This is a genomic window from Actinocrinis puniceicyclus, from assembly GCF_018283645.1.
GTDB lineage: Bacteria > Actinomycetota > Actinomycetes > Streptomycetales > Catenulisporaceae > Actinocrinis > Actinocrinis puniceicyclus.
Genome location: NZ_JAGSXH010000143.1, coordinates 1 through 12253 on the forward strand (window position 1 = coordinate 1; position 12253 = coordinate 12253).

Sequence of the window (12253 nt, forward strand, 5' to 3'; positions counted from 1 at the left end):
GGGGTGGGTCGGGGCGTACGCGACGACCAGTTCGCCGGTGAGCGGTTCCAGGCTGGCGTCGGCCTGGCTGGCGTTCACGCACGCCGGGCGCACAATCACGTGGTGCCTTTGGGCGTCCTCGATCAGGGTGGAGGCGTCCCAGAAGCCCATGGGCTGGTGGTTGAGCATTCCGACGAGCATGGCGGCGGGCTCGTAGCGTTTGATCCACGCGGTGGCGAGCGCGATGAACGCGAAGGAGAGCGAGTGCGACTCTGGGAACGAGTACCCGCTGAAGGAGGCGATCTGCTCCCAGACGCCCTCGGCGACGCTTCCGGTGATCCCGCGGGCGGACAGCCCATGGAAGAAGCGGCGACGCAGCGCCTCGAACTCCTGGTTCGCGTGCTTGGAGCCGCCCATGGCTCGGCGCAGCCGATCGGCCTCGGTCGCGCCGAATCCGGCCGCGTCCAGGGCGATCTGCATGACCTGTTCCTGGTACACCACGGTGCCCAGGGTTTTCGCGGTGATCGCGTCGACGATCGGGTGCACCCAGGGCACCGGCTCGCGGCCGTTGCGGCGATTCAGGTAGCGGCGGCTGGCGCCGGAGCCGCCGGGCCCCGGGCGGATCAACGCGATCTGGATCGCGACATCCCTGAAGGAGCGCGCCCGCATGGGGCCCGCGGTGGCGATCTGGGCACGACTTTCCAGCTGAAAACAGGCCACGGTGTCGCCGTCCCCGATCATGTCAAACACGGCGGGGTCGTCGGCCGGGACGTCCGCCAGCTCCATCGCGACGCCGTCGCGCTCGCTCAGGAACGCGAACACGTCAGCGATCACGTCGAGGGCGCGCAGTCCGAGGCAATCAGTTTTGTATAGGCCTGCGTCCGCAGCCGAAATTTTGTCGGCCTGCACGATAGTCCGCCCCGGCATGGACGCCCACTCGACCGGCAGCACGTCGCTGATCGGCCCCGAACACAGCACGACCCCGCCGGAGTGGATGCCGTAGTGGCGCACGCGCCCGCCCCCGGCCCACAGGTCGCGGGCCAGTTCCAGGACGGGTGTGGGCAGTTCCGGGCTGGCGTCGGGCAGCGGTTCGTGGCTGTCGACCCGGGAGGCCAGCGCGTCCACGGCGCCGGGAGAGTAGCCCAGCACCCGCGCGGCCTCCCGCAGTGCGAACCGCGGGCGCAGCGTGATCTCGTTGCCGACCATCGCGCAGTTGCGCCGCCCGAACCGGTCATAAAGGTACTGGATCACTTCTTCCCTGCGTCCGGCCTGGAAGTCGATGTCGATGTCCGGCGGCCCGTCGCGGTCGGGGTGGATGAACCGCTCGAACAGCAGTCCGTAGCGCAGGGGATCCACGGCGCTGATCCCGAGCGCGTGCACGATCACCGAGTTGGCGGCGGATCCGCGACCCTGGGCCAGGATCGGCGGCTGCTGTTCGCGCGCGAATCGCACGACGTCCCAGGCGATCAGGAAGAATCCGGCGAATCCGAGGTCTGCGACGACGCCGAGTTCGTGCTCGGCCTGCCGCCAGGCGTCCGGGCGGCTCTCCCGTGTCCCGTAGCGGCGCAGCAAGCCTGCCTCGACCAGTTCGCGCAGGTAGCTGTCCTCGGTGTGCCCGTCGGGGACCGGGAAGCGCGGCGGGCTCGGGCGGATCTCGGTGTCGAAGTCGATGGCGCACTCCTGTCCGAGGGACACGGCGCGCTCGACCGCTCCGGGGTAGGGCGCATACCGGCGGCCCATCGCGTCCGGGGCGCTTAGATGCGCCACGGGGCCTGCGGGCAGCCAGGAGTCGATCTCCTGCAGGGTGCACCGGGCCCGCATTGCGGCGAGCCCTGCGTAGGCGCGAAATCCGGCGGGCCGCGCATAGTGCACGTTCCCGGTCGCGACGGTGGGCAGATCGAGCCGGTCGGCCAGTTCTGCCAGCTGCGCGCAACGTCGGTCGTCCCCGGGCTGGCCGTGCCGGGTCAGCTCCACGTACACGTGCTCGCGCCCGAACAGGTCCATCAGCGTGCGAAGTTCCGCCTCGGCCGCGCCGGGGCCGCCGCGCTCCAGGGCAGCCGGCACGGCCCCCTTCCTGCAGCCGGTCAAAATCTCGAAGCCCCCGCCGGCCGCGTGCGCGAGTTCCTCGGGCTCGTACACCGGGTGCCCTTTCGCGCCGCCGCGCAGCAGCGCTTCGCTGATCGCGCCAGACAGTCGCCGGTAGGCGGCCGCGTCGTGGGCCAGCACCAGCAAGTGGCGACCTGGCGGATCGGCCATCCCGGTGCGCGCGGCGGGCAGGTCCAGGTTCAGCTCCGCGCCGAACACCGTGCGCAGCGGCATGCCGCGGGCGGCCTTGGCGAAGGAAGGCACGGCCGCGAGCGAGTCGTGATCGGTGATCGCCAGCGCGGACAGGCCCAGGCGCACCGCCTCGGCCACCAGCGCGGCCGGGCTATCCACCCCGTCCAACAGCGAGTAGTGGCTATGAACATGCAGTTCAGCGGCCTGAATGGGCATCTCCGGGCCGCTCATTGGTAGGCCGCTAGTACGGACCAGATACCGTCCTGCAGCGCGAGCAGGTAGGCGTGCCCGTCAGCGGTGGCTACCTGCAGCCGGGCCCGGCGCCGCGCTGTGGCAGGATCCCAGGGCCGTTCGTGGGCGATCCACGCGGCGGAGTGGGCGACCACCTCGTGCCTCGCCGCGCCGATGTGCAGCCGGGCCGGGGGCGCGGACAGCTCACCGCGGGCGCTGACCGAGACCGAAGACCCGTCGGCGTCCAGCAGCTCGGCCGTCGGCGGATCCTCGGGGACTCGGGCTGGCGCGGGGTCGGGAATCCGGCCGGGCCACGGGCCGTCGCCGGGCGGTTCGGGGTCCAGGTCGCCGAACGGGATCAGGGCGATCCGGTCGTTCGGGTCCCGGCCACCACGCCGCACCGGGCGGGTGACCGCGCAGTGCCCGAGCAGATTCTGCAGTCGCTCGACCGCAGCATCCGCGACATCGGGCAGCGGGTCCGGTCCCAGCAGCGCGAGCTGCCGGCCGGTGGCCACCCGCAGGCCGTCCGGGCGCAACTGCAGCAGGCACACCCCATCACTCTCGTCAGCGGTCTCAGCGCTGCCCCCGGCCGCGAGGGCGTCCCATGCGCCCGCGAGCTGCCAGCGGACGCGTTCCGCGACGGCGAGGGCAGAGAGCCTGCCGTCGTGCCGCCACCAGCGGCGCGAGAACTGCCCCGAGGTAGCGCGGGCCGTGATCTCGACGCGGTCGCAGACCACCCCGCCCGCCCGCATCCGCTCGGCCATCGCGTCCGCGAGCGTCTTCGCCACGAACAGGAGCGGCTCAAGCACCGTGGCAGGCGGGTCCAGCTCAAGCTCGACCGACAAGTCCCTGGACGGATGGCGCGGGGCGTGCGGTCGCGCGTCCAGGCCGCACGCCACACGGTGAGCGGCCGCTCCCTCGCTGCCGAAGCGGGCGGCGACCTTCGCGGCGGGCAGCGCGGCGAACTGGCCGAGGGTGTGCACCCCGAGCCGACGCAGCGCGTGCGCCAGCTCGGAGTTGTCCAGCACGCCGAGGCCGAACACGGACAGGAACGTCGGCGTCGTGCCGGCCGGGACCACGGTGTCGCGCGCGGCGGCCAGCACGGATCCCAACAAGCCGTCGGCGATCCCTACACCGGCGCCGAGCGGGCCGGACGCTTCGAGTTCCACCTCGGCGACCGCGTCGCGCAACACCCGCGCGGCCTCGCTCTCGCCGCCGTAGTAGCGGGCCGGGCCGGCCGCGCGCAGCACGCACAGTCCGGGGCGCACGATCTCGATCCCCGGCGCGGTCCGCTCCAGCGCCGCGACGACCGGCCCGAACGCGCGCGCCGCGACGGCCGGGTCAGCCGGGTAGACCGCCAAGGATGGGCAGGCGCGCTGGGCGTCGCGCAGCCGCTGGCCGCGGTGCACTCCGGCAGCGCGGGCCGGGGCGGTGCGCGCCTCGATCCGGCCGGCCGCTACGGTCGCGGCGGGCAGATCCGGGTCGCCCCCGGCCGCGATCACCCCGAACGAGGGCACGAGCACCGCGATCATCCGCAGCGGGAGCGCCTGGTTCGGGGTCATCGTTCTGCCTTAAGCGGTGCACAGTCGGGTCATGGCGCTTGGATCAGGCGGCTGCGGGCGGCCCAAGCCCGGGCACCAACTCCAGGCGCGGGCGCGGACCCTCAGGCAGCGCCCGGGTGTCGGTCAGCTCGCGGATGCTCCCGTCGAACGTCGGCAGCCACACTCGCGCGGTCCTGGGGCGGCCGTAGGTACCTCGGCCCTCGGCGATCACCGCAGCGCGCCGGGCCGCAAGCTGCCCATGCCCGTCCGCCAAGCCGATCCACTGCGGCCCGGCGACCCGTAGGCGTACCGGAGCCGGCCATGAACCGCCGGCGGCCAGCAATGCGGTACGCGCCTGGCCACGGCGCAGCCGCGCGGTGATCCGCCGCACCACCGCATCCGGCACCGCGCCAGGCGGGCGCAGCAGGACCACGTCCAGCGCGCCGATCAGCACCTCTGCCGCATCCACCCACGCCTGCGCGGGCGCGTCGACCACGATCAGCCGCTCAGGGTCGGCCCCGGCCGCGAGCACCGCTTCCACGCCCAGATCTCCAACGCCGATCAGCGCCGCGCTGCCGCCCGCGGCGACGGCACCCCCGACCAGCGCAGCGGCCAGGTAACCGTCGTCGTCCAATCCGGTGACCGCGCCGCGGCGCAGGCCCGAGGGCAGCAGCGCGCCAAGGGCCTCGGGCACCGGGACCGTGTACGCCGCCGCGACGGGATCACCCGGCATCGGCGTGTGCGCCTCGAGCACCGACGGCGACAACCGCGCAGCGGCGTCGGCCAGCGCGACACGACGCTCAGCAACGCCCTCATGTCGCTTGTCGAACAAACTTTCGAGATGCACGGATCTATTCTGGCCTAACATGCCCTGGAGTCAACTAGTTGAAGACCTTGGCGGCGGTCTTGCCCACGAGCTCAGGCACGTGTGCCGGCCACGGTAGTTGGCACCTGGCCACGCGAGTCGGCGCTAGCCGTGATCTTCACGAACCGGCTCGACCTGGACGACGTGCAACGACACATAATTGCGCTGACCCGGAAAGCGCGCCCGTCTAACCTTGAGGTCCGCGCGGCACCAGTGACGATCATGGGAAGCGGCGAGCAACTTGAGCGAAGATCGCCCGGGGGGCGGCTACCCGGCTATCGACACGGTGACCAAGATCGTCCGTCGCCTCGGCAGGGAGTTCGAGCAGCTCGTTGCGCACCCGCCCGCTCGACCGCTCCCAGCCCCTGCCGACATGACCGACGTGCAACTGCTCCAGGCGGTGTACCTGGTGGGGGCCGACCTGCTGAACGGCCTCGCACCGGTCATCCAGGACAGTTTCGCCCGCTGGGGGTCGGCCACGGAGATGGGCGACCCCCGTTTCCCGCACGGCATGCCGGTCACCGTGCGCGGACACCTCCTTACCATGACCACCGACGCCCACGACGCGTTCGGGCTGGCCCTGGTCGGCCTGCACAGGCACGCAACCGCCGCGGCACTCGGCCCCATCCGCACCGTCGCCGAGACTCTCGCCTGGGCGCGGTGGCTGCTCGAAGATCTCGACGAAGATGGCAGGCGGGCTCGTGCCTACCGGCGAACCATGCAAGGGATCGACAGCTACACCGAAGCCGGCAAGGCGCTCGAGCGAATCGCCGGTGGGTCCGCAGATGCTGAGGCCAAGTGGCTCCTGGCCGCTGGGCAGCGGATGAAGGAGCATCTCATGGTCATGGCGGCCCAGGACGGCGTGACCATCGCCGATAAGCCGGGCAGTGCATCCAAGCTCATGGAACAGTATGTTCCCGAGCACGGCGGATTCCTGTCTTACGCCGTGCTCAGCAGCGCTGGAACTCATCCAGGCCCGGCCCGCGCCATGCAGTTCTACGGTGCCCCGGGAACCGGCATCGACTACGACTTCAAGGGCAAGCACCACGTGCGCGCCTACTGGATCGCCCAAGCCATCCTCCTTCACCTCAACCTTTGCGCCCTGGCCGCCCCCGTCCTTGGTTGGGGCCAGGGATGGCAGGCCCTCGGCAAGCGCACCAGAGACCGGCTCGGACCGCTAAGTGAAGAAGCAGAGCGCCGCTACGTCGAACCGCTGCGGCGGGCGATGGTCGGCAAGCCGGATCCGGGCGGACCGCCACCTCCAGGCGATCCCTTGTCGTGAATGCCCTCGTACGCCCTTCCGTCAGGCCGATCCACAGACATTCGATCATTGCTCTCAGCTGCCGCGGCGCCGACGGTGACCTCGAGGGCCGCCTTCTCGTTCAGCGCTGTTCGGCCTCTGCCGTCAGCGTGGAGAGTAGTTCCGCGCCCGAGACCCCAGCCATCGCGTAGCGCTGCCCGAACTGACCGAGCTGATGAGCCAAGGCGCGAAGGTCGAGCAGGCCGCGGCGCTCGGCCTCCGCGATGACTCCGCCGGCATGCCCCCCGTCCGCGTGATCCCGCAGCAGATCCAGGACGGTCCGATCGACGGTAGTGACCGGAAGGCCGTCAACCATCGTAATCTCGTCTACGGGCAGCGGGCCGTCATGCCGGTGCAGTCTCACCCACGGCTCGCGGGTAGTCAGCCGTCCCGGAACAGTCAACTCCGTATTCGGCGCCGGAATGTCCCCAAGCTGGTGCAGCAGACATGCCGACCGGTGGGAGACGACCCCATCTTTCTCTTCGCGCCCGTCGCGCTCCCAGGCGGGCCGCGCCGGGTCGAGGCGCAGCCACGCGATCCTGATCTCCAGATGCGTCGGGGCGGGTGCCCCGCTGATCAGATAGACGCCTCTTCCCACCGGCTCCAGCAACCTGGCGTCGCGCAAACGTCGCAAGGTGACGCCATCGACACCTCGGGCCGCAGCCTGGGCGCTAGTGATCAGGCCGTGCTGGCTGGCCGCCATCTCGCCCAAGATCGCCTGCGCCTGAACGCGCTTCATACAGCGATTATTACATTTGTAAGTAACTTTCGCTGTCATCCGAGCGCTCATCGCCCCGCAGAGTCTCACGATCGGCGCTGAGGTTGTCACCGCCGCCGCGTGACGAATCGGTAGCAACAGCGACGTCAGCCGATCCCACCCCGCCTCCGAGACCATGCCGCCGCAGACGCTCGCCATCCACACAGAGCTCTTGCACCCGATCCAGCACCCAGATCCAGAGGGACACACCTTAGAGCCCGCGTCTGAGTCGGAGCTGATGGGTTTGGTCGTGTGGGCGGAGCAAGTGCACCACCGAGGAGTCGGCGCTTTGCTCCTGTTCGAGGCGGGTGCACTCCAGCTCGACCGACAGCTCCGCCACAAGGCGGCGCAGGTACGCGGTCATCGATTGTTCTGCGGCTAGGCTCGTCCTGGCTTCGGTCAGCTCCTCCTGCAGCCTGTCCCGCTCGCCGGCCAGGTCCTGCATGGCCGTGGGCACCACGTTCTGTGCCTTGACCCGAAGCCGGAATTCGTCGACCAGGCCCTGGTGGACCGGGTAGACCACATCGCGACGCAACCCGGATTCGATGATGAGCTCGCTGGCGGTCAACCGCCCCGAGGCCGAACGCAGCGGTGTACCAGCCAGCAGCCGCTCGGCGGCCGCTGAGATCGCTGCGGCGTCCTGTTCCCGATCGCGCGGATTCCTGCCCATCAGGACTCCTCTTCGTGCTCGCTGGCGGCCCCGGGCCTGGTGCGCTCGTGGTTCTCGATTAGGTTCTTGATCTGCGTGGCCTGGGCCGACGCCCGGTCGCGCAACGGCTGCGGGGAGAGTGGGTCGAGCGCGTCGGCCTCCCACCGCAGCAGCTTCTCGCGCTGTCGTTCGATATCGCGATCCGTATAGGCGAGATTCGCGCAACCGCTGCGGCATAGCTGTTGATCAGGGCGAGAGGGCTCAAGGCCCGCGGCTTCGTGCTCGTCTCGGCATGCAGCGGTCTCATGTCGCCACACGCATGTCATGGCCTCGCCATGGTGGACGTTGTGGTTCGCCCCGGTCAGCAGGCGCTGAGCGTTGCGGGCTTGATTGACCACGCGGCCCGCGAACACGGCGGTTCGGTGCACCCGCCGCCGGTATTCCTGAGCCGAGGGGCCGCTGATGTGCTCGCCGTCATCAAGGGCTTGCAGGTCGTCGTCGACCTGATCGATGAGCATCTCCAATTCCTCGACAGCCAGGTCTTCCAGCCAGCTGGTGTCGGCCTCGCCGGCGTATCCCAGCGTCACCTTAGAACGTACGTGCCCGTACTGGACGGCTGCTGCGGCCAGGCCGCCGGGGCGCCGCACGACGAAGTAGGCCAGGGTGCGCCGGAACCGAGACAGGTGGATCGCCTTGACCGGGTCCGGCGGGATCGCAGGGCCACCGCCGGGCCGGGCGAAACTCTCGTTGATCCAGTCGATGAACTCGCGGATGTTGTTGTTCATCTCCCCGGTCGACATCGACAACTCGTGCTGGGCGCGGGACCTGTTGCGGTAGTGCCGACTCGGCGGGAACAGCAGCAGGTCGTCGGAGATCGACTCAAGGAGCGCGATCGGCGTGGCCAAGGTGCCGACAACCGCCCACGTCCGCTCGGCGAACGCTCCATCCGCCCCGGGTCCGCGCCCCGGCCCCTTGCCGAGGCGCCCCACCAGGACGAACTGGTCATCCTCGTCACGCTGCAGGCAGCCCCGGCGAAGCTGGAGCACCTCGCCGGGGCGCAGGCCGGACAGGTAGCAGATCACGACGCAGCACGCCGCTGTCAACAGCCGCACCAGCCGGTTCACCTCCCGCACACCGAACGGGCGATCCCGCCACGGCTTGCCGTCCAGGCGCCCGGAGATCGTGCCCAGGAAATAGGCGTCCCCCTCGATCTCCAGTCCGTTCTCTCGGGCCAACCGCATCAGGAGGTCGCCCCGTCCGCGGACCTTGTGGGAGTCGGCTCCGATGATCCGGGCGACGTGCGCGTGATCTATTCCGAGCCCGCCGCCGTTGCGTTTCTGCCGCTCTGTACCCGGCATTCCCCGACCCGCGTCGCGCAGCCCAGCGATATACCAGCGGAATCGGCCCTCAAAGCCAGTGCCATGAAAGGCTTCACGACTGGCGACCGCGACCGGATGCGTCCCGGCCATCAGGCTTTGGCCCTCCACGAAAGCGTCACGGATGTCGGTCCCGAAGTCCTCAACCACCCTCAGCGCCCAGGCCAGCAGCGCCTCCATCGTTGCCGGGGCGACGCGCGGCGTCTTGTTAAACGGAGAGTCACCGCCGATATCGACCCCGGCGAGATCTTCGGCGCGCGCCGAGCCCCAGGGGCGCTGCTCCGGCAGCCGGCATTCCACGGGCAGAAGGTCCCGGTAGCCCCACAGCGTGCGCACCGCGCGCAGCCCCCTGACCTTGTCCAGGGCGTTGATGGGTAGGCTCAGCAGGTGGTTCTTGTACACGTCGAGGTCGCGCGGGATGACATCGCAGATCCGTGAGATTCCGCGCGTGTCCAGCCACGTCGCGAAGAACCTAAGCTCTCTGACGGTCTTGTGGACGGTCAACACGGCTGGTTGTTCGTCGATGAGCGCCGACGCCACCTCCGGGGGCCATCGATGATCGAGCGAGGCCAGGGCGAAGGTTTTGAACTGCTGGCGTAGCGACTCGGGATACAGCGACCAGTTGATGCTGTGCGGGCAGGTCTGGTCGTCGGTCTGCGCCGGACCCAGGTACCAGACCGGGTCGTGGAACCTGGAGAGCGATCCCGGGTCGGCTGTGGGCCGCAGCGGTCGGCTGCGCAGCACGATTGCGCCCGGGGTCGGCCAGGAGGTTGCCTCAGTGCTTTGTGATGCCGTCATGCTTGAGGTCATCTCAGCTCGAGCCTTCCGCTCATCAGGTCATCGACCAGTCGGCGCTTGTCCTGGGTCAGCCGTGGTCGGGCATCGGCGCGTTCGCCCGGCGTGTACTTGCGCAGCAGGTCGGTCAGTCGTGCGAACGGGTCGGCATAGCGGTGGTCCCACACCCGCCGATCCATGTTCGGACGCATCAGGGCGAGCCGGTCGAGCACCTCGAGTTGGATCGGCAGATGGCGAGGAAGCGCGCGGGCGTTCTCACAGCGCAGGCAGTCGGTCAGGAACGAGGCCCCGCAGGGTCTACCGGGAGCGGTGAACGGGCTGTCCTCCGGAGCGGTGCACCCCACCAGGACGGTGTCTTGGTCGCCCGAGATCAGATGGTGCAGAGTGTCGACGTCCACGCCCGCCTGCTGGGCCGCCTGCCGTGGATCGCGATGGGCCAGATCAAGCAGCTGATGTGTCAGGACCGGAATTTCCTGCACGGTCCGGGCCTTGGAAATCTCCAGTTCCAATGCCTCTCGCACGACAGCGCGGCCCTCGGTTTGCGCCGCGCGGCTCGTCCGCAGATAGTCGTCGCGGAAGGTGGCGCCGCTCTGGGCGACCGGCCGCCCCCGCCGCTCTACGGAGAAACGCCGCAGGCGGAACAAGTTGACCGACGGCCTGGCGTCGGCCCCGGGCTGGCCGTGCATGCGGCTCTCCTCGTCTCCGGTGTCCCCTGACTGTTGATCAGCCGTGGCCTTCTTCCTCGGTTCGGGCGGGAAGCCGTGGCGTCGCGCCCAGTCCGCCAAGTTCGCGCGACTGGTGCCCTCAATCCACCGCTCACCATGTGGACTGCCAGGGTCCGGATAACAGAAAGCCAGGTCGCTGCCCGCGTGGTGGCGTGCCAACTGCGTCAGGTCCAACAGCAGCAGGTAGGCCCGCAGCGGAGAACGGAACAAGTGCTTATCGTCCTCACCGACCAACACGTCGCCCAGGCTGGGCGGCAAATCCTCCAGCGCGGTCAGCATGAATTCGCGTGACGGCCCGCGACGTGGTTTGGTGGCGTCCACCAAGGCCAGCGCTGGACCGCCCAGATCCCCGTCGGGGCGGAAGTTCGCTGCGGGCCACGCGCAGATCGTCCCGAAGTTCTCCGCGGTCAGATCGGTCAGCAGAAGCGCGAACGCCATCAGTTCTAGGCGGGTGAGCGTCAGCATGGCGAACAGCTTGCGGGCGCCCCCGCAGGATTGATGGATCCAGCTTGGGTGAAGCTTCACCTCATGGCCCTGATATGTCTTGGTCTCGCGGGGAAGATGCCCGGTGCGATCCAGCATGTCGAGCGCACGCCCGATCTTCTCCATCCGGTTGTAACCCGCAGGACCCAGTTCGCCGCGACGGTAGCGGGCCAGCAGTTCGCGCCCTGCTGCGATCCGGTCGCGGGCTTCACGCACGTCGTGACGAACCGCGGTCATCAATACCTGGTGCTCTGCCCTGGTATAGGGCTGAACCTCCGACTCGTAATGGGGCAGCCGCCCGTGCAGAATTGCCGCCCGTGTCGCGGCGAGCAGGTTCTGATCCTCACGAAAGATGGTGCGCATCCGCTCGACCTGCGTTTTTCTGGATGCTGGGGTCAGTGAGAGCCATGCCGCCGCGATGTGCGCTGGGGTGATCTGAGTCGGCGACTGGAGCGGACGCTCGGCGTCGCGCAGGAATCCGGCGAACCAAGTTAGGGTGTCCCACAGGCTGCTGGCGGCGGTGACCCGTTTGATCCCGGTGGCTGGGCCGGTGGCCCGGGCGAACGCGTGGGCCAGCCACTGCTGTAGGCCTGGGTCCACGGCGAGTCTTGTGAAGTCGTAGACCTTGCTGCCTCGCCCGTCCTCCGAGATGTACAGCACCTGGCACAGTGAGCCGTTGTCGGTCAACCGCTCCGGCGGCGCCCAATCGGCTGCCGGCAGGCTCGCTCGTCGGCCAGCGCGCGGCCGAGGCCCCCCGCTCATCGAGCTCCGCCCTGTGCGCGACGTCCGTTGTCGGCAGCGCCTTCCAGCCTGACCGGGCTCAGGACCAGATCGCTGTCGGCGGACGTTTTCCTTAGAAGGCTGTCGACGGCGGCGCGGTCGTCGTCGTCCAGCAAGGCGAAGATGTAATCGATCTCCAAGCCGACAAACGGCTCCAGGTACCAGTCCTTGGTCGTCTCGGGGCTACGGTGCCCGAGCAAGGTTGCCAACTGGAACCAGACATCGCCGAACTGTTCGCGGAACGCGACTTTCTCCGTCTCGGTAAAGCCGTCCAGCCGGTGATCCCAGACCGCGCTGAGGATCGAGTACCACCGCAGCGCGTACGAATGCCGCAGCATGTGGGGGCGGGCCCACAAGGGGCAAAGCACCACTGCCCTAAAGTTAGGGCCGGTCAGTCCGCTTTGGGGAGATTCGACTCGGCGATGGTGATGGTGTAGCGGGCTTTCTGGGTGTGCCCGTTGCGGCGTTCGGCGTTGGTGCGGGGGCTGGTTCGGT

General features: G+C 69.3%; 9 protein-coding genes. 1 reads left to right on the plus strand and 8 read right to left on the minus strand.

The annotated features are described in order from the left end of the window. The 3 genes from KGA66_RS25215 to imuA' form a co-directional block, all read right to left on the minus strand. On the minus strand, positions 1–2472 hold a 2472-nt coding region (locus KGA66_RS25215), incomplete at its 3' end, for a DNA polymerase III subunit alpha (protein ID WP_211471369.1). Between the two features lie 11 nt (positions 2473–2483). After that, entirely contained in the window at positions 2484–4049 is a 1566-nt protein-coding gene (locus KGA66_RS25220; protein WP_211471371.1) for a DNA polymerase Y family protein, read from the minus strand. Positions 4050–4092: 43 nt separating this feature from the next. After that, positions 4093–4875 carry a DnaE2-dependent mutagenesis accessory factor ImuA' gene (imuA', locus tag KGA66_RS25225; RefSeq protein ID WP_211471373.1) on the minus strand — a complete coding sequence of 261 codons (783 nt, stop codon included), beginning with the start codon at positions 4873–4875 and terminating at the stop codon, positions 4093–4095. A 391-nt stretch (positions 4876–5266) separates the two neighbouring features. On the opposite strand from imuA', the gene KGA66_RS25230 reads away from it, so the two are divergent. Further along, positions 5267–6175, plus strand: coding sequence for a hypothetical protein (locus KGA66_RS25230; RefSeq protein WP_211471375.1), 909 nt, complete (start codon positions 5267–5269; stop codon positions 6173–6175). Between the two features lie 100 nt (positions 6176–6275). On the opposite strand, the gene KGA66_RS25235 is transcribed toward KGA66_RS25230, so the two are convergent. The 5 genes from KGA66_RS25235 to KGA66_RS25255 form a co-directional block, all read right to left on the minus strand. Beyond that, on the minus strand, positions 6276–6932 hold the full coding sequence (locus KGA66_RS25235; RefSeq protein ID WP_211471377.1) for a type IV toxin-antitoxin system AbiEi family antitoxin domain-containing protein: 657 nt from the start codon (positions 6930–6932) through the stop codon (positions 6276–6278). Between the two features lie 229 nt (positions 6933–7161). Then, a complete protein-coding gene (locus KGA66_RS25240) occupies positions 7162–7620 on the minus strand; it encodes a hypothetical protein (RefSeq protein ID WP_211471379.1) in 459 nt (152 codons plus the stop codon). Next, positions 7620–9515 (minus strand): hypothetical protein, encoded by a 1896-nt coding sequence (locus KGA66_RS25245; protein ID WP_211471380.1) that lies wholly within the window; start codon positions 9513–9515, stop codon positions 7620–7622. The genes KGA66_RS25240 and KGA66_RS25245 overlap by 1 nt, the downstream gene beginning before the upstream one ends. A 266-nt stretch (positions 9516–9781) precedes the next feature. Beyond that, on the minus strand, positions 9782–11665 hold the full coding sequence (locus tag KGA66_RS25250; protein ID WP_211471382.1) for a hypothetical protein: 1884 nt from the start codon (positions 11663–11665) through the stop codon (positions 9782–9784). A 71-nt stretch (positions 11666–11736) separates the two neighbouring features. Further along, positions 11737–12096, minus strand: a complete 360-nt coding sequence (locus KGA66_RS25255; protein WP_211471384.1) for a hypothetical protein — start codon at positions 12094–12096, stop codon at positions 11737–11739. Between the last annotated feature and the right edge of the window lie 157 nt (positions 12097–12253).

What these genes read in the sequence shown, in the direction of transcription:
- KGA66_RS25230 (WP_211471375.1), top strand. Translation starts at nt 5,267, where the DNA reads ATGACCGACGTGCAACTGCTCCAGGCGGTGTACCTGGTGGGGGCCGAC.
- KGA66_RS25255 (WP_211471384.1), bottom strand. Translation starts at nt 12,096, where the DNA reads ATGCTGCGGCATTCGTACGCGCTGCGGTGGTACTCGATCCTCAGCGCG.
- KGA66_RS25235 (WP_211471377.1), bottom strand. Translation starts at nt 6,932, where the DNA reads ATGAAGCGCGTTCAGGCGCAGGCGATCTTGGGCGAGATGGCGGCCAGC.
- KGA66_RS25240 (WP_211471379.1), bottom strand. Translation starts at nt 7,620, where the DNA reads ATGGGCAGGAATCCGCGCGATCGGGAACAGGACGCCGCAGCGATCTCA.
- KGA66_RS25220 (WP_211471371.1), bottom strand. Translation starts at nt 4,049, where the DNA reads ATGACCCCGAACCAGGCGCTCCCGCTGCGGATGATCGCGGTGCTCGTG.